Source organism: Pseudonocardia halophobica (genome assembly GCF_050948485.1).
In the GTDB taxonomy this organism is placed as follows: Bacteria; Actinomycetota; Actinomycetes; order Mycobacteriales; family Pseudonocardiaceae; genus Pseudonocardia; species Pseudonocardia halophobica.
The window spans coordinates 3198646-3224357 of the sequence record NZ_CP192046.1 but is presented as its reverse complement, the minus strand read 5'-3'; the positions used below and the strand labels follow the sequence as shown (position 1 = coordinate 3224357).

Genomic DNA, 25712 nt, shown 5'->3' with positions numbered 1-25712 from the left:
TCAGTCGACCGGCCGCCAGGGCCGCGGCGGCAGCGTCGGCAGCCCGGACGGCGAGCACTGCCCGCCGCGCTCCCCCGCCACCCGGAACACCAGCCAGCCCACCACGGCCGCGAGCACCGACCCCGTCAGGATGCCGATCTTGGCCTCGCTGATGAGGAGCTCGTCGTCGAGCGCCAGCTCGGTCACGAACAGGGCGACCGTGAACCCGATGCCGGACAGCCCGGCCCCGCCGAAGAGCTGGCCCCAGCGCAGCGTGTCCGGGACGCGCCCGATGCCGGTGCGCAGCGCCACCCACGTGCCGAGCGTGACGCCGATCGGCTTGCCCAGCACGAGCCCGACGATGATGCCCCAGGTCAGCGGCGAGGCGAACGCGGCGGTGAGGGTCTCGCGGTCGAGCACCACGCCGGCGTTGGCCAGCACGAACAGCGGCACGATCACGTAGCTCGACCAGGGTTGGATCTTCAGCTGCAGCCGCTCGTTGGGCGAGACCGCCTCCGTGACCGCGGCCTGCGCGGCGAGGGCGCGCTCGGGCGTCGGGTCGAGGATGAACGTCTTCCCGACGATCAGCGCGCGCTTCATGTCCTGCCGCCGCGGCGCGTAGGCGTTGACGAGCAGACCCAACGCCACCCCGACGACGCTCGGGTGCACGCCCGACGCCAGCACCGCGACCCACATGACCACGCCGATGACCGCGTAGAAGGGCGTCCGCCAGAACCGGACGAACCGCAGCCCGAGGAGCGCGGCGAAGAGCAGGATCGCGAGGAACAGCGCGAGGACGTCGACCTGCTCGGTGTAGAAGACGGCGATGGCGATGACGGCGCCGATGTCGTCGACGATCGCCAGCGCCAGCAGGAACACCCGGAGCTGGTCGGGGCACCGCGGCCCGACGAGCGCGAGCACGCCGAGCAGCACCGCGGTGTCGGTGGAGATCGTGATGCCCCACGCGTTCTGGGCGGTCGTGCCGGCGTTGAAGGCGAGGAAGACCAGCGCGGGGATCACCAGCCCGCCGACCGCCGCGGCCGCCGGCGCCGCGACCGCCCGGAAGCCGCGCAGCTCCCCGAGGGTCATCTCGCGCGCGATCTCCAAGCCGACGCTGAAGAAGAACAGCACCATCAGGCCGTCGTTCACCCAGTGCCGCAGGTCCAGGCTGAGCGACCACTCGCCGAGGTTCATGGCCAACTGGGTGTGCCAGAACGTCTCGTAGCCCAGCGGCAGGTTCGCCCAGAGCAGGGCGATCACGGCGGCGGAGATCAGCATCACCGCCGAGCCGGACTCGGTGCGGAGGAACTGCCGCGCGGCGCGGGAGAGCTCCCCGCGCTCGGATAGGGTCGTCACGGCCACCGGATCATCCTGCCCGGAGGCCCGACGCGGACGCGAGGAGGTGGGCGAAATCGGGCAGCTCGATCCGCCGCTCGGGGCGTACGACCACGTCGCCGGGCGGATCGACGCGCCGTTGGCGCTGGTGGAGTACGGCGACTTCGAGTGCCCGTACTGCCGCGCCGCCGCACCGGTGATCGAGGAGGTGCGGGAGCGGCTCGGCGCGGAGCTGCGGTTCGCCTTCCGGCACTTCCCCCTGCACGAGCTGCACCCGCACGCGCTGGCCGCGGCCACGGCGGCGGAGATGGCGGCGCTAGAGGGCCGGTTCTGGCCGATGCACGACAGTCTCTACGCGCCCGGCCCGCCCCACCTCACCCAGGCCGACCTGCGCGACCACGCCGTCGCGGCCGGGGTGAACCCGGACCGGGTGGTCTGGCCCGCGACCCGGCTGGTCGAGGACCGGGTGGAGGCGGACTTCAACTCCGGCGTGCGCAGCGGGGTCCGCGGCACGCCCACGCTGTTCGTCAACGGCGAGCAGTACCGCGGGGAGGTCAGCGTGGACCGGTTGGTCGCCGCCCTCACCTCGGTCCCTTCCGACTCCTAGCCTCTCGACGACGGGCGGGCCTGTGGAGGCGCACCGCGGCGGCCTCGACCCCTGATCGCCGTTCGGGATCGGGAGGAGACACATCCGGCCGTCACGGTCCGACCGGGCGATCACCGCGCGCCCCGTGCCGCCCGGACTTCGCCCGGCGCCGCAGCCGGTGATCATCACCCTGCGCCGGGTAGGCGGCCGCCGTGGTCGGGTGGCAGGAAGGCTTCTACCCTGAGTCGCGTGACCGCGCCGCCCGACTCCCCGCTCCGGGGCCTCCGCGCGGCCGCGACCCTGCCCCCGACCGACGACCCGCCGGCCACCCACGTCCTGGCGCCGGGCGAGCCGTTCACCGTCCCGGCCACCGGGTCCCTCGTGTTGTGCGGGGTGCTCGACGGCGGCCTCGCCGAGCCGGACCTCGCCCGGGGTGGCGCCGTGCTGGCCCGCCGCAGCGCGCCGACCCAGGCCGGACGCACCGGCGCCCGGCTGCTGATCTGCACGTACGCGGGCGCCGCCGGCGGGCTGCCGGACCTCGCCGTGGTGTCCGACGGGGTGTGCCCGGACCTGCTCGCGCGGGTGGCCGCGGACGGCCCGCCCCTCCTGCGGGAACGCCTGCTCACGGCCACCCTGGCCTGCTGGTTCGCCCGACCCCACGGTGCGGAACCGACCTGGTCGGCCGATCCCGTCGTCGGGCCCGCCCTCGCCGCGATCGACGCGGACCCGGCGCGCCCGTGGACGGTCGCGGCCCTCGCGGCCGCGGCCGGCGTCGCCCCGACCGACTTCGCCGCGCGGTTCCGCACGGTGGTGGGCGTCGCCCCGCTGGCACACCTCCGGCAGCGACGGATGCGGCTGGCCGCGGACTACCTCGCCGAGCCCGCGGCCACGGTCGCCGCGGTCGCCCGCCGGGTCGGGTACGCCGACCCGTTCTCGTTCAGCGCGGTGTTCACGCAGGAGCGCGGGGTCTCGCCGGCCGAGGTCCGCGGATCGCGGGTCTGACGCACGGGGCCGTCGGTCCCGACCGTCACAATGGCGGGGTGAGCCGGTGGGTCCTGCATCTCGACATGGATGCGTTCTTCGCGTCCGTCGAGCAGCTCACCCGGCCGACGCTCGCGGACCGGCCGGTCCTGGTCGGCGGCACCGGCGGCCGGGGCGTCGTCGCGGGGGCCAGCTACCAGGCGCGGGTGTTCGGCGCACGGTCGGCGATGCCGATGGGGCAGGCCCGCCGGCGCTGCCCGCACGCCACCGTCCTGCCGCCGCGGTTCCCCCTGTACAAGGTGATCTCCGAGGAGGTCATGGCGGTCCTGCGCGAGGCCGCACCGGTACTGGAGCCGGTGTCGGTCGACGAGGCCTTCCTCGAACCGCCCGCGCTCGCCGGTGCGTCCGCCGCCGAGGTCGAGGCCTTCTGCGTCGCGCTGCGGGCCGAGGTGCGGGCGCGCACCGGGCTGCCCGCGTCGGTCGGGGCGGGGTCGGGCAAGCAGGTGGCGAAGATCGCGTCGGAGCTGGCGAAGCCGGACGGGTTGAAGGTCGTCGCGCCCGCGGTCGAGCGGGAGGTGCTGGACCCGCTGCCGGTGCGGTCGCTGTGGGGCGTCGGTCCGGTGGCCGAGGCCGGGTTGCGCAAGGTTGGGATCGAGACGATCGGCGCCCTCGCCGCGATGGACGCCCGCGAGGTCGCCGGGGTCCTCGGCTCCGCGGTCGGCGCCGAGCTCCACCGGCTCGCCCGCGGGATCGACGAGCGCCCGGTCGCCCCGCGCGGCGCCGCCAAGCAGATCTCGGCCGAGACCACGTTCGAGCACGACCTCACCGCGATGGACGACGTCCTGCGCGAGGTCGGGCGCATGACGGCGGCGGCCCACCGCAGGCTCGTCGTCGACGGCCGGGCCGCCCGCACCGTCACGGTGAAGGCGCGTAATGCGGACTTCGAGACCCATACCCGCTCAGAGACCACCGCCTTCGCCTCCACCGACCTCGCCACGCTCACCGCGGTCGCGCAGCGCCTGGCCCGCACCGCGGTCCCCGAGGGCGGGGTGCGGCTGGTCGGGGTGTCGCTCTCGGGGCTCGCGGAGAGCCCGCCGCCCGCGCTGTTCGAGGCCGTCCCGTCGGCGTCGGGCTGGACCACGGCCCCGCTCGCGGAGCCCGCGGACGACGCCGGGGCGGACACGGTGCTCACCGTCGAGACCTCGGAGGAGGCCCACCCGGAGCCCGGCACAGAGTTCGGACCGCGCCCGGGCGGCCGGCACGGGCCCCGCGACCCGGCGAGCCCGTGGCGGGCGGGCGACGACGTCGCCCACTCCGAGCACGGGCACGGCTGGGTGCAGGGCGCGGGGCACGGGCGGGTCACCGTCCGGTTCGAGACGCGGGCGACCGGACCCGGTCCGGCGCGGACCTTCGCCGCGGACGACCCTGCCCTCTCCTTCGCCGACCCGGTCGAGAGCTGGCGGCTGCCCTCATCGGCGCACTGACGAGGCGCCCTTCGCTCCTCACGCGTCCTTGTCCGCCACCCCCGCGGCGTCGAAGGTGGCCACGTCGGCGAGCGCCCGCGCCGCTCCCTGCACCACCGGCAGGGCGAGCAGCGCGCCCGTGCCCTCCCCCAGCCGCATCCCGAGGTCGAGCAGCGGGTCGAGGCCGAGGTGCGCCATCGCGATCCGGTGCCCGGGCTCGGCGGAGCGGTGCCCGGCGACGCAGGCCGCCACGGCGTCGGGGGCCAGGACCGAGGTCACGAGCACGGCCGCCCCCGCGTTGACGCCGTCGAGCAGCACCGGGACGCGCAGCGCGGCGGCGCCGAGGACGAACCCGGCGATGCCGGCGTGCTCGAGCCCCCCGAACGCGGCCAGCAGCCCGAGCCCGTCGGCCGGATCCGGCGAGTGCAGGGCCAGCGCCTGCCGGACGACGTCCGTCTTGCGGACGAGCGTCTCGTCGTCGATCCCGGTGCCCCGACCGGTCGCCTCGGCCGGGTCCGCCCCGGTGACGGCGCAGATCAGCGCGGCCGCGGCGGTGGTGTTGGCGATGCCCATGTCGCCGGTGATCAGGCAGCGGTTGCCGGCGGCGACGAGATCCCGCGCCACCTCGATGCCGGCTTCGACCGCCCGGCGGGCGTGGTCGCGGGTCAGCGCCGGACCGGCCGTCATGTCCGCGGTGCCCGCGGCGACCCGGCGCGGGAGCAGCCCGGGCACCGGGTCGAGGGGCGCCGCGACGCCGACGTCGACCACCTGGACCTCGGCGCCGAGCTGGCGGGCGAACGCGTTGACCACGGCCCCGCCGGCCAGGAAGTTCCCGACCATCTGCGCCGTGACCTCCTGCGGCCACGGCGTCACGCCCTGGGCGTGGACGCCGTGGTCCCCGGCGAACACGGCGACGGCCGCGGGCTCGGGCACCTCCGGCGGGCACTGCCCCGCGATCCCGGCCAGCCGCACCGCGAGGTCCTCGACCCGGCCGAGCGAGCCGCGTGGCTTGGTCATCCGGTCGAGCCGGTCCCGCGCCTCCGCCTCGGCGGTGGCGTCGGCGGGCCGGATCGCGGCCACGGTCTCGTCGAGCAGGGTCATCGCCACCTCCCCGGGCAGCGCCCGGTCTCCGTACCGCTCCTGGTGCACCGCCCACCGCAGCGGGCGGCGACGGGCCCAGCCCGCGCTCGCCAGCTCCGGCTCCGGCGCGAACTCCCGCACGTGCCCGACGCACAGGTACGCCACCACCTCGACGTGCGCGGGCAGCCCGAGCAGGTCGGCGAGGGCCCGCAGGCCGGCGTCGTCGAAGAAGCTGACCCAGCCGACGCCGAGGCCCTCGGCGCGCGCGGCCAGCCACAGGTTCTGCACCGCCGAGGCCGTGGAGTGCGCGGCCATCTCGGGCCGCCCGTACCGGCCGAGGACGTGCCGGCCGCCGCGCGTGGGTTCCGAGGTGACGACGACGTTGACCGGGGTGTCGAGCACCGCCTCCACCTTGAGCGCGCCGAAGGCCGCCGCCCGGGCGCGCGGCATGGAGGCGGCGAACGCGGCCCGCTGCGCCGCGACCAGCTCGGCCACGCGCTCGCGGGTCGCCCGGTCCCGCACCACGACGAAGTCCCAGGGCTGCGAGAACCCCACGCTCGGCGCGGCGTGCGCGGCCTCGAGCACGCGGCGGAGCGCCGCGTCCGAGACCGGCTCGTCCGGCAGGAACCCGGTCCGGACGTCCCGACGACCGTGGACGACCTCGTAGAAGTCCCCCGTCACCACGGCATCGGGCTCAGCCGCGGCGGGACGACCGAGACGCCGGGCCGCGCGACCGCCTCGATCCCGGCGACGCGCAGGCCGTCGAGCAGCGCCCGGCAGCCCGGGTTCGACGCGGGGTCACCGTGCACGGCGAGCACCACGTGCGTCGCCCCCAGACCGATCATGTCGGCGACGGCGGCGGCCGCCCCGGCCAGGTCCGGAAGGCGTTCGACGCGCCAGGCCTCGGCGTAGAACAGGACCGTCGACTCGACGTCCGGGGTGGTGAGCACGGCGTCGGCGGCGGCGAGCAGGTCGGCGCCCTCGGCCGCGTCCGGGTCACCCCCGCCGGCACCGAGGACCGTCACGGTGGGAGTGCGCGCAGCGGTGTCGCGACCGTCGCCGGTCATCCTGGCCTCCTCGAGGGTCCGCGCCCTCATCGTCGAAACCTGCGACGGCGGCGAGTGTCCTGGCTCCCGGATCGACGCGCGTCCCCGGCCTTCCCACCCCCTCGGGGCAGTGGCCATCGGGCGGGGACGCGCTCCCCGGTCACAGTGGCGGGACCGCACCGGATTCACACCGGCTTCCTCCACTGCCGTCGCCCACGACGACACCACGCCGCGGGCGGAGAATCAAGCGGCCGGGCGTCACACCCGGTCGACCGGTGAGGCCATATACCGCACGGGTCCGTCGCGCTCGGTGATCACCCCCTGGTCGGAGGCCTTCCGAGGTGGGGTACTGTGGTCGGCGTCGGAGCGAACAGCCCGGCGGCCCCGGGAGACCGGGTGCAGATGCGGACGTAGCGCAGCTGGTAGCGCATCACCTTGCCAAGGTGAGGGTCGCGGGTTCGAGTCCCGTCGTCCGCTCCACGACCTCCTAGCGGTGCGGAGCCAGGTCCTCCGCCCGCGCCCACCTCCCGCGCCCGACCGGCCGCAGCGCGACGACCGTGCCGTTGGCCGGGACCTCGCGGGGCGCCTCCTCGACCCCCAGCCCGCAGGCGGCGGCGACGAGGGCCCGCAGCGTCTCGCCGTGGGTGACCAGCACGACCGATCCGGCCGCAGGTAGGGCGCGCAGGACCCGGCCGGCCCGCGCGTGCAGCTCCCGGCCCGTCTCGCCGCCCGGCGGGGCCCAGTCCGGCTCCGCACCGGCCAGCACCCCGGCGCACTCGGCGGCCGGGCGGCCCTCCCAGTCGCCGTGCGACTGTTCGCGCAGGCCGGGGCACTCGCGCACCGGCAGGCCGAGGACCCGGCCGACCACCGCCGCCGTCTCGGCCGCCCGGCGCTGCGGGCTCGTGAGGACCAGCGCGCCGGTGCCGACCTGCAGCGCCTCCGCCGCGGCCCGCGCCTGCGCCCGGCCCCGCGCCGTCAGCCCGACGTGCGCGGTGCGGCCCTGCAGCAGCCCCGCGGCGTTCCACGTGCTCTCGCCGTGCCGGACCAGGTGCAGCACCGGCGGGGTGCTCACCGCTGGGCCGCGAGCCCCGCGACCGGCCCGATCACGACGATCGCCGGCGGGCTGATCTCCTGCTCCTTGACCTGCACCGCGACCGTGCCGAGGGTGGCGCGCAGCGTGCGCTGGATGCGGGTGGTGCCGTCCTGGATCACCCCGACCGGGGTGTCCGCGGGCCGGCCGTACTCGATCAGCGCGGCGGCGAACTGCGCGATCCGCTCCACGGCCATCATCAGCACGACCGTGCCGCGCATCCGGCCGAGCGCCTGCCAGTCGACGAGGCTGCGCGGGTCGTCCGGCGCGACGTGCCCGGACACCACCACGATCTCGTGCGCCACCCCGCGGTGGCTGACCGGGATCCCCGCGACGGCCGGCGCGGCGAACGCGCTGGTGATGCCGGGGACGACCGTGACGGGTACGCCGGCCTCGGCACAGGCCTGGACCTCCTCGAACCCGCGCCCGTAGACGAACGGGTCGCCGCCCTTGAGCCGCACCACGAACTTGCCGGCCTTCGCGTGCTCGATCAGCAGCTCGTTGATCCGCTGCTGCGCCATCGCGCGGCCGTACGGGATCTTGGAGGCGTCGATGACCTCGACGTCCGGGCCCAGTTCCTCGATCAGGTCCCGCGGGCCGAGCCGGTCGGCCACCACGACGTCCGCCCGGGCGAGCAGCCGCCGCCCGCGGACGGTGATCAGCTCGGGATCGCCCGGCCCACCGCCGACCAGCGCGACCCCCGGCAGCACCGGGTCGGCCGAGTCGGACACCACCCCGGCCTGCAGGGCCTCGACCAGCGCGGTCCGGACCGCGGCCGAACGGCGGTGCGCGCCCCTGGCGAGGACGCCGACGGTCAGGCCGTCGTACTCCCCGGTCGCCGGGGTGACGGCGGTGCCGAGGCGTCCGTCGTCGGCCCGGACGCAGAAGACGCGGCGGCGCTCGGCCTCGGCGCCGACGGCGGCGTTGACCTCGGGGTCGTCCGTGCAGGCGATGGCGTACCAGGCGCCGTCGAGGTCACCCTCGGCGAAGCGGCGCGCGGTCCAGGTGATCTCGCGGGCCGAGGCCATGCCCTCGACAGCCGGGGTCACCTCGGGCGAGACGACCTCGACGAGCGCCCCCGACGCGATCAGCCGGGAGACCCGGCGCTGCGCGACCTGGCCTCCCCCGACGACGACCACCTTGCGCCCGGCGAGCTCGAGGCCGACGAGGTACTGGTCGTGCTGGGTCACGTGCAGGTCCTTCCGCGGATCGCCCCGGCGGGCTGGTCGTGGGCCCGCGCGCCCTGGAGAGAAGGTCGCGGGACGCACCCGGTGTCGCCCCGGGTTCGCTGTCGCCGACCGCGGAAGCATAACGAGCCGACGATCGGAGCTGAACGGTCCCGGACGGGGATCGCCTCACCCGATGGAGAGTTCCCGCTGGTCAGGGACATGTGCTCGACGCGCGCGGCGGCGACCGTCACATCCCCCACGATCGTCTTGGGCACGACGAGCCGCGGCTGCGCACCGAGCTCGGACGCCACCAGGAGGGCCGCGGCCTCCGCCACGGACGGTGTGCCGACCGCCTCGCCGACCCGCACGCTGCCCGGGACGCCGACTCCCGCCAGCGCGTCGGCGGACCGCACCTCGAGCCGCGCCGGCGAGATCGCGTCGAGGATGCCCTGCTCCCCCGCCTTGGCCTCGACCGAGGCGTAGACGACGTCGGCCTCCGCACCGACCACGTCCCGCACGACCTCCAACGCCGCCCGCACCGCCGCCCCCGACACCCCGCGCCGGGCCCCGATGCCGACCACCACCCGTGAGCGGCGACTGCCCCTGGAGGGGCAGTCGCCGCTCACGACCCGACCTGGGCTGCGGGAAGGTGCGCGGCCAGGAAGCGGCTCACCGAGCCGGGCGTGCCGGCGGGGTGGGTGTGCAGGAACGACGCGTGCACCCCATCCGCGACGAAGCCCTCCGGCTCCCCGCCCCGCCAGCCCCACGCCGGCGCCGCGCCTGCCCGTGGCGTGACCGCGCAGTGGTGGAACTCGTGCCCGCTGACCCGCTCCCCCGCGGCGAAGCCCGTCGAGTCGCTCAGCGCCACCGCGTCGCGGTAGCCGAGGGTGAGCCGGCCGGTCATCGCGGCGGCGGCGTCGAGGGCCCCGACCAGCGGGACGCCGTCGAGCTCCCGGCACAGGTAGAGCAGCCCGCCGCACTCCGCGCGGATCGGGGCCCCCGCGGCCGCGAGCGCGCGGATCGCGGCGAGCAGTGCGGTGTTGGCGCCGAGGTCCGCGACGTGCTCCTCCGGGAACCCGCCGGGCAGGACGAGCCCGCCGATGCCCGCGGGCAGGGTCTCGTCGCGAAGCGGGTCGACGAGCACGACCTCGGACCCCGCCGCCTCCAGCAGCTCGACGTGCTCGGCGTAGCCGAAGGAGAAGGCCGCCCCACCCAGCACCGCGGTCCGCAGGCCCGGCCCGGCCCGGAACCCGCCCAGTTCGCCGGCCGGGTCCCACACCGGCCCCGCAGGCAGCGGCTCCGCGACCCGGACCACCGCGTCGAGGTCGACGTGCTCGGCCACCAGGGCCGCCATCGCGTCGACCGCCGCGGTCGCCGCCGCACCGTGCTCGACGGCCGTCACCAGGCCGAGGTGGCGCGAGGGCACGGCCAGCTCCGCGCGCCGCGGCAGGACGCCAAGCACCGGCAGCCCGATCTCGTCGCACGCCGCCCGGAGCACCTCCTCGTGCCGCGGCGACCCGACCCGGTTGAGGATCACCCCGGCGATGCGCGTGGTCGGGTCGAAGCTGCGGAAGCCGTGCAGGAGCGCCGCGACCGACCGCGACTGCCCCCGGCAGTCCACGACGAGGACCACCGGCGCGCCGACCATGGCCGCGACCTGAGCCGTCGAGCCGTAGCCGTCCGCGACCCGGCCGTCGAACAGCCCCATGACGCCCTCGATCACCGCGACCTCGCAGCCGGCGGCCCCGTGGCGGACCAGCGGCCCGATGCGCTGCTCGCCGACGAGGACGGGGTCGAGGTTCCGGCCGGGGCGTCCGGCGGCGAGGGTGTGGTAGCCGGGGTCGATGTAGTCCGGCCCGATCTTGAACGGCGCGACGGCGGTCCCCCGCCGGGCCAGGGCGGCCATCAGGCCGGTGGCGACAGTCGTCTTCCCGGACCCCGACGCCGGGGCCGCGACGACGAGCGCGCGGGCTACCACTCGATCCCCCGCTGCCCCTTCTGCCCGGCGTCCATCGGGTGCTTGATCTTGGTCGTCTGCATGACGAGGTCGGCGGCCTCGATCAGCTCCGGCGCCGCGTCACGCCCGGTGATGATCACGTGCTGCCGGCCCTCGCGCGCGGTGAGCACCTCGACGACCTCGTGCACGTCCACCCAGCCCCACTTCAGCGGGTAGGTGAACTCGTCGAGCACGTAGACCTCGTGGACCTGGTTCTCGATCCGGCGGCGGATCTCCCGCCAGCCCTCGAGGGCCGCGGCGGCGTGGTCCTCCTCGCTGCCGGCCTTGCGGCTCCAGCTCCAGCCCGAGCCCATCTTGTGCCACTCGACCGGCCCGCCCTCGCCGGTCTGCTCGTGCAGCCGGCCGAGCGCGCGGAAGGCCTCCTCCTCGCCGACCTTCCACTTCGCCGACTTCACGAACTGGAACACGCCGATCGACCAGCCCTGGTTCCAGCCGCGCAGGGCCAGCCCGAAGGCCGCCGTCGACTTGCCCTTCATCTCGCCGGTGTGCACCACGAGCAGCGGGCGGTTGCGGCGCTGGCGGGTGGTGAGCCCGTCCTGCGGAACGGTGGAGACCTGGCCCTGGGGCATCGTCGTCCTCCCTGGTCAGTGGTGGTCGTGAGTGGCTACTGCCCCGCTAGGGGCACTAGGCACTCACGGCGGACGTGAGATCGGCGACGGTGAGCTCGTCGACCGTGATCACGGGGGCGCCGGCGGCCGCGGCGACCTGCCCGGCAAGGCCGAGCTTCACGAAGCCGGACTCGCAGTCGACCACCACGGTGTGCACGCCGTCGGCGGCGAGCAGGCCGGCGGCGCGGCGGGCGTCGGCGACGGGGTCGCCGCCGGGGCGGGTCGCGACCGTGGCCCGCCCGTCCGTCAGCAGGACGACGAGCGGGCGCCGCCGCGGGTCCCGCACCCGTTCGGCGGCGAGGGTCCGGCGGGCGAGCAGCAGGCCGTCGGCGAGCGGGGTGCGGCCGCCGGTGCGCATCGCGGCCATCCGGACCTGGGCGGTCGGGACGCTCGTGGTCGGCGGGAGGACGAGCTCGGCGCCGGCGGAGCGGAAGGTCACCAGGCCGACCTTGTCCCGGCGCTGGTAGGCGTCGCGGAGCAGGGCGAGGACGGCGCCGGAGACCGTGGCCATCCGCTTGCGGGCGGCCATCGACCCGGAGGCGTCGACCACGAACAGCACGAGGTTCCCCTCGCGCCCCTCGCGCAGCGCCGCACGCAGGTCGGCACGCTGCAGCAGCAGGCCCGGGCCGCGGCGGCCGCGTTCGTGCTGGAACGGGGCCGCGGCGGCGATCGTGGCGGGGAGGTGCAGGTCCGCGGCCCGGCGCGGGGTGGCGTCCGAGGACCGGACGACGCGTCCGGTGTCGGTCCGGGCGCGCGAGCGGCGGCCGGGCGCGCCGTCACCCACACCGGGCACGGTGAACCGCCGGACCGCGACCCGGCTCAGCCGGGCCGGGGCGCCGACCGGCATCGCGCTGCCGGCGCCCATGGTCTCCGGGCGGTCCTGCGGGGCCTCGACCGCCTCGCCGGGCTCCCGCGGCGGGGCCGGCGGGGTGTGCGACTCGGGACCGGCCCGGTCCGCGCCGCCGCTCGACGGGGTGGGTGCGCTGTGGGCGGGTTCCGCGTCGGTCGGGGGCTCCCCGTCGGGGCCGCCGTCGGCCTCGTCCGGCGCGCCGCCGCCCGGGTCGTCGTCGGGGTCGGTCGGGTCCGGCGGATCGGTCGGATCGGTCGGGTCCGTCGGGTCGGGCGGGTCCTCGGGCCCCAGGTCCTCCTCGGCGTCGCGCAGGGCCTCGTCGAGGTCCTTCTCGTCGATGCCGGGCTCGTCGAAGGGGTCCCGCCGCCGCCGGTGCGGCAGCGCCAGGCGCGCCGCGACCCGCACATCGTCCTCGGCGACGGCATCGGCGCCCCGCCAGGCGGCGTGCGCGACCGCGGTCCGGGCGATCACGAGGTCGGCCCGCATGCCGTCGACGTCGAACCGGGCACACACGAACGCGATCCGGCGCAGCTCCCGGTCGCTCAGCCGCACGGCCTCGACCCGGTCCCGCGCGGTGACGATCCGTTCCGCGACCTCGGCGTCGGCCGCGGCCCAGGTTCCGGCGAACCCGGCCGGGTCGGCCTCGAACGCCATCCGCCGCCGGACGACCTCGACGCGCGTGTCGACCTCCCGTGCCGCCCGCACCTCCACGGTCAGCCCGAACCGGTCGAGCAGCTGCGGCCGCAGCTCGCCCTCCTCCGGATTCATCGTCCCGACCAGCAGGAACCGCGCCGCGTGCGAGACCGAGACGCCGTCCCGCTCGACGTGCGCGCGGCCCATGGCGGCGGCGTCGAGCAGCAGGTCGACGAGGTGGTCGTGGAGCAGGTTGACCTCGTCGACGTAGAGCACGCCGCGGTGCGCCTCGGCCAGCAACCCGGGCTGGTAGGCGCGGGTGCCCTCGGACAGCGCCTTCTCCAGGTCGAGCGAGCCGACCAGCCGGTCCTCGGTGGTGCCCACGGGGAGCTCGACGAGCCGGGCCGGCCGGGTCGTGGAGCCGCCGGCATGCGGGGCGTCGGGGCAGGACGGGTCGGGAGCGGCCGGGTCACAGCCGAAGCGGCAGCCCGCCACGACCTCGAGCGCCGGCAGCAGGGCGGCGAGCGCGCGCACGGCCGTCGACTTGGCGGTGCCCTTCTCGCCACGCACCAGCACCCCGCCGACGCCGGGGTGCACGGCGTTGAGGACCAGGGCCAGGCGCAGGTCGTCGTGCCCGACGACCGCCGAGAAGGGGAATGCCGTACCGCTCACCGGCGCGACTCTGCCAGACCGGTCGCCAGCACCGGGAGATCCACCGGGGCACCGTGACTGATCACATGTTCAAGTGCGGCCGTGTCCAGGTGCCGCTCGACGAGGTCCGCCAGCAGGTCGAGCTGTGCGGTCCGCTCCGCCGCGAACGACGTGTCCGGGGCCGGGCGGAACCCGGTCCGACCTGACTGTTCGGCCAGCCGCGCCAGCAGGAGGCGGCGGAACGCGTCGTTCTCCAGCAGGCCGTGCCAGTGGGTGCCGAGCACGGCCCCGGCGTCGGACCCCTCGCCGTCGAGCAGCTGGGCGTCGCCGGACCGCACGACGCGGCCGTGGTGGATCTCGTAGCCGCGCACCGGCACGCCGAACGCGGTGCCGGTGGGGGTGCCGAGGTGCTTCTCGCGGTCGAAGGCGATCTCCAGGTCGAGCAGCCCGAGCCCGGCGACGTCGGCGCCCTCCGGCACCTCCACGCCCGGATCGGTGATCCGACGGCCCAGCATCTGGTAGCCGCCGCAGATCCCGAGGACCGGCTTGTTCTCGGCGGCGTGCGCCGCGATCGCGTCGGCCAGGCCCGTGGCCCGCAGCCAGGCCAGGTCCGAGACGGTCGCCTTGGACCCCGGCAGCACGACGACGTCCGCGTCGAGGATCCGCGACGGCTCGGTCACGTATCGCACCGCGACGCCGGGTTCGCAGGCCAGGGCCTCGGCGTCGGTCGCGTTGGAGATCCGCGGCAGCCGGACCACCGCGACGCGCAGCCACTGCTCGCCGAGCGGCGGGGCCGGGCGGCCGAGCACCCCGTCGGCGACGGCGGAGAGGGAATCCTCGGCGTCGAGCCACAGGCGGTCCGACCAGGGGACGACGCCGAGGGTGGGCCGACCGGTCAGCGCCCGGAGCTGCTCCAGCCCCGGGGCGAGCAGCGCGGGGTCGCCTCGGAACTTGTTGATCACGAAGCCGGCGATCCGGGCCTGGTCGGCCGGGTCGAGGACGGCGACGGTGCCGAAGAGGTGCGCGAGCACGCCGCCGCGGTCGATGTCCCCCACCACGACCACCGGAAGGTCCGCGGCCTGCGCCAGGCCCATGTTGGCGAGGTCGGTGGCCCGCAGGTTGATCTCGGCGGGCGAGCCGGCCCCCTCGCAGACCACGACGTCGAACCGGGACCGCAGCTCGGCCAGGGTGTCCGTGACGACCTCGAGCAGCGCGGCGGTCCGGGTCCGGTAGGACAGGGCGGAGACGTGCCCGTCCGCCCGACCCCGGACCACCACCTGCGAGGTCCGGTCGCTGCCCGGCTTGAGCAGCACGGGGTTGAAGGCGACGCTCGGCTCCAGGCCGCAGGCGTGCGCCTGCATCGCCTGGGCCCGGCCGATCTCCCCGCCGTCGACGGTGACGACGGAGTTGTTGCTCATGTTCTGGGCCTTGAACGGGGCGACGGACACCCCCCGCCGGCGCAGCCAGCGGCAGACGCCCGCCACCAGGGCGCTCTTGCCGGCGTCGGACGTCGTTCCCGCCACCAGCAGGGCGCCGCTCGGATCCACGCCGAGCAGTCTCCGTCAGAAGAGGCGGCAGAGGCCCGGCGGGGTGCTGCGGAGGCCGAGGTGCCGGTCCCGGGTGTTGGCGGTGCCGGCGGTCCTGGTGCCCTTGCTCTGGCCGGTGCAGTCGGAGAAAGGAGCGGTTGCCGGTCACGGTGACGCCGGCGCTGGCCGCGCCCTCCAGCAGGATCCCGGTGCCGGTGCTCTGCGCGACGGTGTTGCCGCTGATCGTGCCGGAGGTCTGGTCGACGAGCCGGATGCCGTTGAGGCGGTCGCCCACGGTGTTGGTGTTCACGGTCAGGCCCGTGTTCCTCACCGGGCTGAAGTCCTGCGTCACCGAGACGCCGTTCTTCGCGCCGCCGGTGAGGACGTTGCCGGTGACCTCGACGTTCTCCGTCGCGCCGCCGACCAGGATGCCGGTGCCGACGCCCGTGGTGGCGGTGGGGCGCCGCACCACCTGGTTGTGCGCGACGACCGGACCGTCGACGTTGGTGACGACGGCGAAGGTGGCGTCGTCGACGCTCTGGTTGCGCTCGATCCGCAGGCCGGTCGACCAGCTCGACGGGTCGCCGGCGGTGTTCACGGCGGCCGCGGCGTCGCCGTCGTGGCCGGTGAAGAGGTTGTGCCGTCCCCGCGCCGGCGATCGCGATCCCGGCGGCGATCACCGCGACCAGAACCGGGCGGACCGCGCGGCCCCCGACCGTCCTTGGTGCGCGACCGGCGGCGAGGCGGCGGGACCCGCCCTCCGCGGGGCGCCTACCGTAGGGGCATGCGCTTCCTGCTGCGCCCGGGCTGGATCGCCTTCGTGGTGGTGGTCATCGGCTTCGCCGTGGCGTGCTACACGCTGCTGGCCCCCTGGCAGTTCGGCCGCGAGGAGCAGCGTCAGGCGCAGCAGCACGCGATCGACACCGCCAACACCACCGCGCCGGTCCCGTTCGGCCGGCTGGTCCCCGGCTCCGAGGTCGACCCGGACGACGAGTGGCGTCAGGTCACGCTCGTCGGCACCTACCTGCCGCAGGCCGAGGTGCTGGTCCGGCTGCGGTTCGTCGACGGCAAGCCCGCCTCCGAGGTGCTGACGCCCGTCCGGCTCGACGACGGCCGCACCGTCGCCGTCGACCGCGGCTCGATCACCACCGACGACGGCCAGGCCGTCCCCGACTTCCCCGCCGCCCCCGCGGGTCCGGTGACCCTGACCGGGCGGCTGCGCGTGAACGAGACCGACACCAGCGGCCGCGCCCCGGCCACCGAGGGCGGCCACCTGCAGATCTACGCCGTCGACTCCCGGCAGCTGGCCGCGGCGACGGGGACGCCGGACATGGTCGAGGGGTACCTGCAGCTCGGCGCGGGCCAGCCGGGCGTCCTCACGCCGATCCCGGTCACGCCCGCGACCACCGCGGCCCCGTTCACCAACGGCTCGTACGCCCTGCAGTGGCTCACCTTCGGCGCCATCGCGGTCATCGCGCTCGGGTACTTCATCCGGCTCGAGGTGCTGCAGCGGCGCGGGAAGCGGGAGACGAAGGCGGGCCTGCGCGACGCCCTCTCGGGTCGCGACCTCGACCCCTCCGTCGACGACGACCCCGGCCCCCGCCGCGACCGGCCGGACACGGGCGACCGCGACACCCCCGCCCCTCACTGACGCCCGCTCCGAGAAGGAGCCGGAAGCAGGATCCGGCCGTCAGCTCCGGATGATCACCGTCGCCGCAGTCCCGCCACCGCCACCGCAACCCCCGCGGCGAGCAGCCCGACACAGCGGGAGAGGCGGGCGGCACGCACGAGGTCGGCGGCGACGGGAGCGGGGCCGCGACCGAGGGTGGGCCGGTCCTCCGCGCCGTAGGCGTACTCCGTCCGTCCACCCAGCCGCACGCCCAATGCCCCCGCCGCGGCGGCCTCCACCGGGCCGGCGTTGGGGCTGGGGTGCTCGCGGGCGTCGCGCCGCCAGGCGGCCAGGGCGGCGCCGGGCCGGCCCCCGACCAGCGGGGCCGCGGCCCCCGTGAGCAGCGCGGCGAGCCGGGCCGGCAGCAGGTTGGCGAGGTCGTCGAGCCGGGCCGAGGCCCAGCCGAAGCGGGTGTAGCGGGGCGAGCGGTACCCCACCATCGCGTCGAGGGTGTTGACGGCCCGGTACCCCAGCAACCCGGGCACGCCCGCCACCGCACCCCAGAACAGGGGTGCCACGACGGCGTCGGACGTGTTCTCCGCCAACGACTCCACGCCCGCCCGCGCCATCCCGGCCGCGTCGAGCAGCGCGGGGTCGCGGGCGCACAGGTGCGGGATCCGGGCCCGGGCCGCGTCGAGGTCGCCCTCCTCCAGCGACCTCCCCAGCGCCGCCCCCTCGCGCACGAGCGAGGTGCCCCCCAGCACGGCCCAGGTCGCCGCCGCGGTCAGCAGCACCCTGCCCGCCCGCGATCGCGGACGACCGGCCACCCCGGCGCCCACCGCACCCCCGACCAGCACCGCGGTGTAGGCCGCACCGGCCGCGCGGGAGTCGGCGTACAGGCGTCGTTCCAGCCCGGCGGCGACCCGGCCGAAACCCGCCACCGGGTGTCCGCGCCGGGGGTCGGCGAGGACGAGATCGGCCGCCACCCCCAACGCCAGGCCCCACGCCCGGTCCGGGCCGGGGCGGGGGGAGAGGCCGTGCCGCATGCCGGTCACCGTAGCCCGGGGGATGATCGGGGCATGCGCACGGACATCGACCCCGGCGAGCTGGGGCACGGCCGCTTCTACAAGGTGCTGACCAGCGTCGTCGTTCCCCGGCCCATCGCGTGGGTCTCGACGCGGTCGGCGGCGGGCGTCGACAACCTCGCCCCGCACTCCTTCTTCACGGTCTCGTGCGTGGACCCGCCCATGGTGCAGTTCACGTCGGTCGGGAAGAAGGACTCGCTGCGCAACGCCACCGAGACCGGCGAGTTCGTCGTCTGCCTCGCCTCCGAGTCCATGTTCGAGCGGATCAACGCCACGGGCACCAACTTCCCCGCCGAGATCTCCGAGTTCGCCGAGGTCGGGCTGACCGCGGAGCCGAGCGCGACCGTGGCGCCGCCGCGGGTGAAGGAGTCCCCCGTCGCGCTGGAGTGCCGGCTCGAGCAGGCCCTCGAGCTGGGCGACTCGACGGTCGTGATCGGCCGGGTCCTGCACGCCGCGATCGACGCCGACGTCTTCGAGACCGACGCCCGCGGCCACAGCCTCCCCGCGATCGAGCGGCTGCGCCCGCTCGCCCGCCTGGGCCGCAACGAATGGTCGACGATCGGCAAGATCCTCGACATCACCCGCATCCCGTACGAGGAGTGGCCGGGCCACTACAGCCGCGAGGACTGAGCGGAGCCTGCGGAGCAGAGTCGACCCTGAGTGGAGCGCGCGGAGCGAGAATCGACCCTGAGCCGAACGTCCCTGGTCACGGCCCCGGGCGCCGCCTACCGTCGCCCCCGGCGGGCGGGGAGGGGGACACATGGGCCGGTGGGGTGTGCGGACGGCCGTGGGCGTGCTCGCCGCGGCCGCCGCGGTGGCGGGCTGCAGCGTCGGCACCGGGCAGACGACGCGGGACCGGGCGGCGCTCGGGGGCCCGGTCACCGAGATCCGGATCGACAACCAGGCGGGCGGCGTGACCGTCGTCGGCGACGGCGGGGCCTCGCTGGAGCGGGAGGTCACCTACCGCGGCTCCGCGCCGTCCGGCCAGAGCCACCGCGTCGAGGGCGGCGTGCTCGTGCTCGGCGGCTGCGGCGACCACTGCGCGGTCACGTACACCGTGCACGTCCCGGCCGGGCTGCCGGTCACCGGACGGACCGAGGCCGGCGGCATCACCTTGACGCGGGTGGGCCGGGTCGACGTCGCGACCGGGGCCGGCGGGATCACGCTCGACACCGTCACCGGGACGGCCCGGGCGCGCACCCAAGCCGGCACGATCATCGGCCGTACCCTGCGCGACGCCGACGTGCTGGCGCAGACCGCGAACGGCGACGTCGAGCTCACCCTCGCCACCCCGGGCTCGGCCCGGGTGGAGACCGAGCGCGGGGACATCACCGTGCGCGTGCCGCAGGCGACGTACCGGGTGACCGTGCACACCGACCTCGGCGAGACGTCGGTGCGGGTCCCGAGCGAGCCGGGCGCCGACCACGCGCTGGACCTGCGGACCGAGGTGGGCGACGTCGTCGTCGCCCCCGTCTGACCGCTACCGCGGCCGGCGGGCGTGCAGCTCCGCGGCACGGGTCGCGATCTGGTGCAGGGTGCACGGCCAGACGACGCCCGAGCCCGCGTTGCGGCAGGCGGAGCAGCGGCCCAGGCGGTCCGGTACGTGCTCGGCGAGCAACCGGCCGAAGACCTCGGGCATGCCCGCCAGCACGCCCGCCATCGGTCCGCTCCCGGGCGTGTACCCGTCGCCTGCGGCCATCTGCACCCTCCACGTCCCGGTCGTGCGCCGCCGCCGGTGAGGGCGACGACCCGCCGGCGGTGACCCGCCGGCGCACGCGCCGCGCCCCGCGGCACGGCCTGACCGAATCAGTACCGGACGGCCGGGCGGGAGACCCGCCCGGCCACCCGTACTAGAGGGTGAACTCGCCCGACGGCGTGGCCGACGGGTCGGCGTGCAGGTCGCCCTCGCGGCTCCGCAGCTCGACGCGCCGGATCTTGCCGGAGATCGTCTTGGGCAGTTCGTGGAACTCCAGCCGCCGGATCCGCTTGTACGGCGCGAGGTTGTCCCGCGCGAACTGCAGGATGTCCTTCGCGGTCTCCTCCGTGGGCTCGTAACCCGCCGCCAGCACCACGTACGCCTTCGGCACGGCCAGCCGCACCGGGTCCGGCGAGGGCACGATCGCCGCCTCCGCCACCGCCGGGTGCTCGATCAGCACGCTCTCCAGCTCGAACGGGCTGATCCGGTAGTCCGAGGCCTTGAAGACGTCGTCGGCGCGGCCCACGTAGGTGATGTAGCCGTCCGCGTCCCGGGAGCCGACGTCGCCGGTGTGGTAGTACCCGCCGGCCATCGCCTCGGCGTTGCGCTCGGGGTCGTCCCTGTAGCCCACCATGAGCCCGGTCGGCCGCTGCGCGAGGTCGATGCAGATCTCGCCCTCGTCGGCCTTCTCCCCCGTCGCGGGGTCGATCAGCGCGATCGGGAAGCCGGGCATCGGCCGGCCCATCGAGCCGGGCTTGATCGGCGAGCCGGGCGGGTTGGCGATCTGGACGCTGGACTCGGTCTGCCCGAACCCGTCCCGGATCTTCAGCCCCCAGGCCTTCTCGACCTGCTCGATCACCTCGGGGTTGAGCGGCTCGCCGGCACCGACGACCTTGGTCGGGGGCGTCCGGAGCCCGGACAGGTCGGCCTGGATCAACATGCGCCACACCGTGGGCGGGGCGCAGAAGCTGGTCACGCCGTACTTGTCCAGCACGCCCAGCAGGTTGTTCGCGTTGAACTTGGTGTAGTTCATGACGAGCACGGTCGCCTCGGCGATCCACGGCGCGAAGACGTTCGACCACGCGTGCTTGGCCCAGCCGGGCGAGGAGATGTTGAGGTGGACGTCGCCGGGCTCGAGCCCGATCCAGTACATCGTCGACAGGTGGCCGACCGGGTAGCTCTGGTGCGTGTGCTCGACGAGCTTCGGCTTGGCCGTGGTGCCCGAGGTGAAGTAGAGCAACAGGGTGTCGGTGGCCTGCGTCGGTCCGTCGGGCTGGAAGACGGCCGACCTGTCGTAGGCGTCGGTGTAGTCCTCCCACCCCTTCGGCGCGCCGCGGACGGAGATCCGGGTGTAGTCGCCCGGCACGTCGTCGAACTTCGCCGCGTCGTCCTTGCCGACGATCACGTGCCTGGCGTTGCCCCGGTCGACCCGGTCGCGCAGGTCCTCGGCGGTGAGCAGCGTGGTCGCGGGGATGACGACGGCGCCCAGCTTCATCGCCGCCAGCAGCGTCTCCCACAGCTCCAGCTGGTTGGCCAGCATGAGGATGATGCGGTCGCCGCGGGCGACCCCCCGCTCGCGCAGCCAGTTCGCCACCCGGTTGGACCGCTCCGAGAGCTCGGCGAAGGTCCACGAGGCGTCGCTCCCGTCCGCCTCGATGATCCACAGCGCCTTGCGGGCGCCGCGCTCCGGGTCGGCGGCGGCGGCGTCGAAGTGGTCGAGCGCCCAGTTGAACTCGGTGAGCTCGGGCCAGCGGAAGTCGCGCACGGCGGTGTCGTAGTCCGTGCGGTGCGCGAGGAGGAAGTCCCGCGCCGCGTAGAAGGCCGTGCTGCTGTCGGACATTGCACCTCACAGGATTCGGCGGCTCTGCTCTGCCGGAACCCTATTCGAGATCGGCCGTCGCGCCACGTCCGGTCGGGCAGGTGGGCGCGGGTACGCCGACCCTCGAACGTGGCGGTGCGTCGGTGCCGCGGGGGCGCCGGCCGGGGCTAGCGTGCCGGGCGTGGACGGGGCGACGACGCGCGGTGCCGGTGGACTGCTGACGGCGGCGGCACTGGCCGCGCTGCTCGCCGGGTGCGGCGGCACGTCACCCCCCGCCCCGCAGGCGGCGGGGTCCTCCGCCGCACTGTCCGCCGCGCCGTCGGCCGCCCCGTCGGTCATGCCGCAGACCACCGCACCCCAGGCCGCGCCGAACGGGACCACGCTGCTGTGGCCGGTCACCGACCTGGCCGCGGCCCAGGAGCTGCAGACCCGGGTCGACGGCGGCGCCCAGCCGTGGACCCTCGACCCCGAGGAGGTCGCCGTCAGCTACGCGACCACCACCTACGGCTGGACGAACCCGGAGCCGACGTCCACCGGGCCGGGCTCGGTCGACCTCACCGACCCGTCGGGCGGCACCGCGCACGTCACGCTCGTCCAGCCGGTCCGGGCGGGCTCGACGGGCATCTGGGTCGTGTCGGCCGCCACCCGCGGCTGACCGCCCCCGTCCCCGACACCGCCGGACGTCGCGGATACGGTCACCAGAAAGGGTGAAAGGGCCGCGAACCTGCTGCGTTCCGACGAGCGCCGCCGATTCCCACCATGAGAGCCGTCCACACCGCCGGACGGCCAGCGCCAGGGAGCCACGCCATGACGACCAGCGACTCGGTCCAGCAGGACATGTTCACCGTGCTGCACGGGCAGCCCGCGCCCGTCGTCACGCGGTGGACCTACACCGCGACCGACCCGTTCGCGGTCACCCTCGCCGTCCGGACCAGGCAGGACCGGTGGGTCGAGTGGCTCGTCGCCCGCGACCTGGTGGTCGAGGCGCTGTCCGGGCCGGCCGGCTACGGCGACATCCGGATGAGCCCGCAGCTCGTCCAGGGCTACGACATCGTCGAGATCGAGATCCGCTCCACCGACGGCCGCGCCGTGCTCGAGGTCGACCGGGACCTGCTGCGGCACTTCGTCGAGTCGTCGGCGGAGCTGGTTCCGCTCGGTGAGGAGTCGGCGGTCCTGGACCTCGACCGGGTGATCGAGCAGATCACCCAGAGCTGCGAGGGCTGACGCCGGCGTCGCGGGCGCCGTCGACCCCGGGCACGCCGCCCGTGTCCGGGTTCGCGTCGATCCGCGCCGCGGCGCTCGGCCGCTCCTGCGGCTCGGTCTCCTCCGCGAAGTCGCGGACCGCGTCCTCCTCCGCCTCGCCCGGCCGCTGGTCCTCGGCCAGCGACCGCGCGACCTCGGGATCCTCGATCGGGGACTCGTCCAGCACCGGCTCGATCCCGGCGTCCAGCTCGTGCACGGCGGCCTCCTCGGCCGACGCCGCCGCCCCGTCGACGCCGACGTCCTCGGCCGCGGTCGCGGGGTCCTGGTCGACGGCCTCGCCGTCCGCCCCCGCGTCCCGCGGGGCCAGCCGCCCGGTACGGGTGGTGTCCCGGACCTCCTCCTCGTCGGGCTCCTCGCGCTCCAGGCGCTCGTCGAGCGTCTCGCCCTCGCGCTGCCCCGCCGGGGTCACCGTGGGGTCGTCGACCCCGTAGGGCCGGTCGGCCGGCACGTAGCCGGCGTCGAGCGGGTCCGCGCCCGACGGGCCCGTCAGCGTCTCCTCGTTGCCGAGCTGGAGGGCCTCCACCAGGTCCGGCGACGTGTCGATGCCCCGCTCGTCGCTCTCGCGCTGCGCCATGATCCTCCGCTCTCTCGTTCGCGGGCGTCGATGACACCCTCGACCCCGCCTACCCCGGACGCCGCCTCCGCACACGCGGCGTGGTCCGATAGGGCATGACCAGCGACAGCGGCATGCACGGCGACGCGGACCGGGCGCCGGACACGCCCCGGCCCGCCCGCCCGCGTGACTCCGCCGCGACCCGGCGGGCGCTGCTCGCCGCGGGCCGTGAGCTGTTCGCGAGGGTGGGCTACGAGGGCACGACCGTCCGTGCGGTCGCCGAGCGCGCGGGCGTCAACCAGGCCCTGCTGTTCCGGCATTTCGGGTCCAAGGAGGGCCTCTTCGCCGAGGCCGTCACGGGGCAGGCCCTCGACCTGCTGCACGACGGCCCGCCCGAGCAGGTCCTCCCCCGCACGCTCGCCGCGATCCTGGCCACGGACGACGGCTCGGCCGACGACGTCGCCCTCTTCCTCGCCGCCCTCCGCTCGGCGGGCAACACCGACGCCGCCGCCACCGTCCGCGAGGAGCTGCGGGTCGCCTACGGCGGCACGCTCGCGCGGCTCGTCGCCACGGACGACCCGGCCGACGCCGCCCTCCGCGCCGAGCTCGCCCTCGCCTGGCTGCTGGGCATCGCCTTGCTGCGCAAGGTGATCCGCAGCGACGCGGTTGCCGAGGCGGACCCCGGGACGGTGGTCGGACACGTCACACGGGCGGTGGAGGCGCTCTTCTCCCCCGCCGAGGCGGGTTGACGCGCTGGGACGTGCATCTGGCCGGGGCGGTGGCACACCCGGGGGGGCGGCGGCACACCCGGTGGCGCAGCGGCACGTTCGGCTGGACCAGGTGGAACGTCCTAGCCGTGGGGCGGCGCCACACCCGGCCGGACACCGCGGCACACCCGGCGGGGCGCCGCGCATCTGCTCGCGCCCCGCAACGCACCCGACGTGAGCGCCGCACACCTCGTCGACCGGATGTGAGGCGCCGAAGCGGATGTGCCACGGCCGCGGCGCATGGAGAGAGCCGCCCCTGTCGCTCGCTCGCACCGGTCGGAAGCGGACTTCGGGCAGCCGCAGCGCCGCGGGTCGATCCCCCGCACCCGCCCGGGCGCCACACACCCTGTCGACGAGGTGTCCGACGCACCTCACGGGTGTGCAGCTGCGCCACGAGGGGTGCCGCGCCAGGTCGGTTGTGCGAGCTGCTGCAGCGGTTGCGCGAGCCACCGACCCGGCGCTCACCCGGGAGCGATATCGGTTGTTCGAGCCGCTGATCCAGCTCGCTCGCGGCCGGCCAGAAGAGCGATCGTCAGGCACTCGCGATCGACACCGCGCCCGACCGGCCACACCCGCTCGGCCGCCACACATCCGGTCGACGAGGTGTGCGACGCACGTCGCGGGCGTGCGGCCGCGCAAGGAGGGGTGTGCCGCGCAAGGACGGTTGTGCGAGCTGGGACAGCGGTTGTGCCAGCCACTGGGAGGTCGCTCGGGCCAGCGCGGCCGGCGCTCGGCCGGGCGCCGCAACGGTTGTGTCAGCCGCCCAAACAGCTGTGTGGATGCCAACCGCCCGGTCAGGCCTCTCGTGAGACCGAAGCGCGCCCGGAGCCGCGCCGATGACGTTCGTCCCGCCCCGGCCGGGTCAGCGCGAGTGGCGGGGCGAGTCCTCGGTCGCGGCGGCGTCGTCGAACTCGGCCTCGCCGATGCCGCCCGTCTCCGCGTCGGCGGGGCGGTTGAAGCGGTGGCGAAGGAGGACCCGGCTGCCGCGGCCGTCGAAGTGGACGAGCACGGTCTCGACCATGTGCTGCATGAGGAGCATGCCGCGGCCGCCCCGGGCGTCGCCGGTGATCGTGCCGCCCTCGCCCTGCGTGGGCCGCCAGCTGCCGTGGTCGGTGATCTCGATGCAGAGCGCCTCGCCCTCGGTCCAGAGGGTGAGCTCGACGTCGCCGGGCCGGTCCTCCGGGTAGGCGTGCCGGACGGCGTTGGCGACGGCCTCGTCGACCGCGAGCACGACGTCGTCCTTCTGCTCGGTGCTCAGCCCCAGCGGCGCGAGCCAGCCGAGCAGCTCACGCCGGATGACGGAGAGCTGGACCGGGTTGGCGGGCCAGCTGCGGTGGACGTACTCGACGGAGTCGGCCAGGCCGGTGAGGTCGGCCCCGGCGCGCTCGACGTCGCCGGTCACCTCGGCAAGCACCGCGGCCGGGTCGACGCCGGCGGACTCGGTGAAGTCGGTGGGCTCGAGGGCGTCGGTCGCCTCGCCGGGTGCGTCCGGGGGCCGGATCTGGTGCGGGATCTGTGCCGGGCAGGTCATGGGAGGCCTCTCGATGCGGGGAGCGTGCGGCCGGACACCCCTGGAATGGCCCCGCGCGACCGTCCGGGAAACACCGCTGGTCGAGCCCCCGACGCCGCTCGTCGCGCGCACCCGGCCGGGACCTCCACCGGACGGACCGCAACCACCCGTCCGGATGGCCGAAGACCTCGCAACCCGGCGTCAGAGCTCCGACGAGGGCCGACAGGAGCGCAATCCCCGCCGACCCGCCGGGCCACCGAAGAAGGCCGACGCACGAGCCTGCGGTTCCCGCCGACCGGCATCGAGTCCTCCGAAGAGCGCGGGCGCACGGAACGCGTGCCCCGCCCAAGGCCTCTCAGGGAGTCGACGCATGGGAACCGCGACGCCGCGGACCGG

At 75.6% G+C, this 25712-nt stretch carries 24 protein-coding genes, 1 tRNA gene, 1 pseudogene and 1 riboswitch; of the genes and pseudogenes, 10 read left to right on the top strand and 16 right to left on the bottom strand.

The genetic code is table 11. The features are described from left to right. Window positions 1-1335: a Na+/H+ antiporter NhaA gene (gene nhaA, locus ACQP04_RS15535; protein ID WP_433507740.1), complete on the bottom strand. Its 1335-nt coding sequence runs from the start codon at window positions 1333-1335 to the stop codon at window positions 1-3. A gap of 46 nt (window positions 1336-1381) precedes the next feature. Here nhaA and ACQP04_RS15530 point away from each other — a divergent pair, with 46 nt between their 5' ends. From ACQP04_RS15530 to ACQP04_RS15520, 3 genes are all read left to right on the top strand, one after another. Then, window positions 1382-1921, top strand: a complete 540-nt coding sequence (locus ACQP04_RS15530; protein ID WP_433507739.1) for a DsbA family protein — start codon at window positions 1382-1384, stop codon at window positions 1919-1921. A gap of 228 nt (window positions 1922-2149) precedes the next feature. Next, window positions 2150-2902, top strand: coding sequence for a helix-turn-helix domain-containing protein (locus ACQP04_RS15525; RefSeq protein ID WP_433507738.1), 753 nt, complete (start codon window positions 2150-2152; stop codon window positions 2900-2902). Between the two features lie 38 nt (window positions 2903-2940). Beyond that, entirely contained in the window at window positions 2941-4365 is a 1425-nt protein-coding gene (locus ACQP04_RS15520) for a DNA polymerase IV (RefSeq protein WP_433507737.1), read from the top strand. An 18-nt stretch (window positions 4366-4383) separates the two neighbouring features. On the opposite strand, the gene cobT is transcribed toward ACQP04_RS15520, so the two are convergent. Both cobT and ACQP04_RS15510 read right to left on the bottom strand, forming a co-directional pair. Continuing rightward, window positions 4384-6105 carry a nicotinate-nucleotide--dimethylbenzimidazole phosphoribosyltransferase gene (gene cobT, locus ACQP04_RS15515; protein ID WP_433507736.1) on the bottom strand — a complete coding sequence of 574 codons (1722 nt, stop codon included), beginning with the start codon at window positions 6103-6105 and terminating at the stop codon, window positions 4384-4386. Further along, window positions 6102-6491, bottom strand: coding sequence for a hypothetical protein (locus ACQP04_RS15510; RefSeq protein ID WP_433507735.1), 390 nt, complete (start codon window positions 6489-6491; stop codon window positions 6102-6104). The genes cobT and ACQP04_RS15510 overlap by 4 nt, the downstream gene beginning before the upstream one ends. Before the next feature lie 31 nt (window positions 6492-6522). Then, window positions 6523-6714, bottom strand: a riboswitch (cobalamin riboswitch). A gap of 160 nt (window positions 6715-6874) precedes the next feature. On the opposite strand from ACQP04_RS15510, the gene ACQP04_RS15505 reads away from it, so the two are divergent. Then, window positions 6875-6950: transfer RNA gene (locus ACQP04_RS15505), tRNA-Gly, on the top strand. 7 nt (window positions 6951-6957) lie between these two features. Here ACQP04_RS15505 and ACQP04_RS15500 read toward each other — a convergent pair. The 8 genes and pseudogenes from ACQP04_RS15500 to ACQP04_RS15465 all read right to left on the bottom strand — a co-directional run. Next, window positions 6958-7542 carry a histidine phosphatase family protein gene (locus ACQP04_RS15500; protein WP_433507734.1) on the bottom strand — a complete coding sequence of 195 codons (585 nt, stop codon included), beginning with the start codon at window positions 7540-7542 and terminating at the stop codon, window positions 6958-6960. Next, a complete protein-coding gene (cobA, locus tag ACQP04_RS15495; RefSeq protein ID WP_433507733.1) occupies window positions 7539-8750 on the bottom strand; it encodes a uroporphyrinogen-III C-methyltransferase in 1212 nt (403 codons plus the stop codon). Before cobA ends, ACQP04_RS15500 begins: the two co-directional genes overlap by 4 nt. Further along, complete coding sequence (locus tag ACQP04_RS15490; protein WP_433507732.1) at window positions 8747-9355, bottom strand: cobalamin biosynthesis protein; 609 nt, start codon at window positions 9353-9355, stop codon at window positions 8747-8749. Before ACQP04_RS15490 ends, cobA begins: the two co-directional genes overlap by 4 nt. Beyond that, complete coding sequence (locus ACQP04_RS15485) at window positions 9352-10707, bottom strand: cobyrinate a,c-diamide synthase (protein ID WP_433507731.1); 1356 nt, start codon at window positions 10705-10707, stop codon at window positions 9352-9354. Before ACQP04_RS15485 ends, ACQP04_RS15490 begins: the two co-directional genes overlap by 4 nt. After that, window positions 10701-11315 (bottom strand): cob(I)yrinic acid a,c-diamide adenosyltransferase, encoded by a 615-nt coding sequence (gene cobO / locus ACQP04_RS15480; RefSeq protein WP_433507730.1) that lies wholly within the window; start codon window positions 11313-11315, stop codon window positions 10701-10703. Before cobO ends, ACQP04_RS15485 begins: the two co-directional genes overlap by 7 nt. Window positions 11316-11370: 55 nt before the next feature. Continuing rightward, a complete protein-coding gene (locus ACQP04_RS15475) occupies window positions 11371-13509 on the bottom strand; it encodes a putative cobaltochelatase (RefSeq protein WP_433507729.1) in 2139 nt (712 codons plus the stop codon). Beyond that, window positions 13506-15035 (bottom strand): cobyric acid synthase, encoded by a 1530-nt coding sequence (locus ACQP04_RS15470; protein WP_433507728.1) that lies wholly within the window; start codon window positions 15033-15035, stop codon window positions 13506-13508. Before ACQP04_RS15470 ends, ACQP04_RS15475 begins: the two co-directional genes overlap by 4 nt. A gap of 148 nt (window positions 15036-15183) precedes the next feature. Next, window positions 15184-15483 (bottom strand): annotated as a pseudogene (locus tag ACQP04_RS15465) (NosD domain-containing protein); the annotation flags it as partial. 315 nt (window positions 15484-15798) lie between these two features. Between ACQP04_RS15465 and ACQP04_RS15460 the strand changes: the two are divergent. Next, window positions 15799-16665, top strand: a complete 867-nt coding sequence (locus ACQP04_RS15460) for an SURF1 family cytochrome oxidase biogenesis protein (protein WP_433507727.1) — start codon at window positions 15799-15801, stop codon at window positions 16663-16665. Between the two features lie 53 nt (window positions 16666-16718). Here the strand turns inward: ACQP04_RS15460 and ACQP04_RS15455 are convergent, their stop codons facing one another. Further along, entirely contained in the window at window positions 16719-17669 is a 951-nt protein-coding gene (locus tag ACQP04_RS15455; RefSeq protein WP_433507726.1) for a cobalamin biosynthesis protein, read from the bottom strand. 33 nt (window positions 17670-17702) lie between these two features. Between ACQP04_RS15455 and ACQP04_RS15450 the strand changes: the two genes are divergently transcribed. After that, window positions 17703-18338, top strand: a complete 636-nt coding sequence (locus ACQP04_RS15450; protein ID WP_433507725.1) for a flavin reductase family protein — start codon at window positions 17703-17705, stop codon at window positions 18336-18338. A 130-nt stretch (window positions 18339-18468) separates the two neighbouring features. Continuing rightward, the gene (locus ACQP04_RS15445; RefSeq protein WP_433507724.1) at window positions 18469-19185 is read left to right on the top strand and encodes a DUF4097 family beta strand repeat-containing protein; all 717 of its coding nucleotides are present in this window, start codon (window positions 18469-18471) and stop codon (window positions 19183-19185) included. A 3-nt stretch (window positions 19186-19188) separates the two neighbouring features. On the opposite strand, the gene ACQP04_RS15440 is transcribed toward ACQP04_RS15445, so the two are convergent. Together ACQP04_RS15440 and ACQP04_RS15435 are read right to left on the bottom strand one after the other, a co-directional pair. Continuing rightward, window positions 19189-19407 (bottom strand): hypothetical protein, encoded by a 219-nt coding sequence (locus tag ACQP04_RS15440; RefSeq protein WP_433507723.1) that lies wholly within the window; start codon window positions 19405-19407, stop codon window positions 19189-19191. A 151-nt stretch (window positions 19408-19558) separates the two neighbouring features. Continuing rightward, entirely contained in the window at window positions 19559-21244 is a 1686-nt protein-coding gene (locus ACQP04_RS15435; protein ID WP_433507722.1) for an AMP-binding protein, read from the bottom strand. A 160-nt stretch (window positions 21245-21404) separates the two neighbouring features. Between ACQP04_RS15435 and ACQP04_RS15430 the strand changes: the two genes are divergently transcribed. Together ACQP04_RS15430 and ACQP04_RS15425 are read left to right on the top strand one after the other, a co-directional pair. Next, window positions 21405-21878 carry a hypothetical protein gene (locus tag ACQP04_RS15430; RefSeq protein ID WP_433507721.1) on the top strand — a complete coding sequence of 158 codons (474 nt, stop codon included), beginning with the start codon at window positions 21405-21407 and terminating at the stop codon, window positions 21876-21878. A gap of 152 nt (window positions 21879-22030) precedes the next feature. Then, entirely contained in the window at window positions 22031-22447 is a 417-nt protein-coding gene (locus ACQP04_RS15425; RefSeq protein WP_433507720.1) for an SsgA family sporulation/cell division regulator, read from the top strand. Here ACQP04_RS15425 and ACQP04_RS15420 read toward each other — a convergent pair. After that, the gene (locus ACQP04_RS15420; protein ID WP_433507719.1) at window positions 22425-23060 is read right to left on the bottom strand and encodes a DUF5709 domain-containing protein; all 636 of its coding nucleotides are present in this window, start codon (window positions 23058-23060) and stop codon (window positions 22425-22427) included. The genes ACQP04_RS15425 and ACQP04_RS15420 overlap by 23 nt on opposite strands. 95 nt (window positions 23061-23155) lie before the next feature. Between ACQP04_RS15420 and ACQP04_RS15415 the strand changes: the two genes are divergently transcribed. After that, entirely contained in the window at window positions 23156-23788 is a 633-nt protein-coding gene (locus tag ACQP04_RS15415) for a TetR family transcriptional regulator (protein ID WP_433507718.1), read from the top strand. Window positions 23789-24668: 880 nt separating this feature from the next. Here the strand turns inward: ACQP04_RS15415 and ACQP04_RS15410 are convergent. Next, window positions 24669-25337, bottom strand: coding sequence for an ATP-binding protein (locus ACQP04_RS15410; RefSeq protein ID WP_433507717.1), 669 nt, complete (start codon window positions 25335-25337; stop codon window positions 24669-24671). Between the last annotated feature and the right edge of the window lie 375 nt (window positions 25338-25712).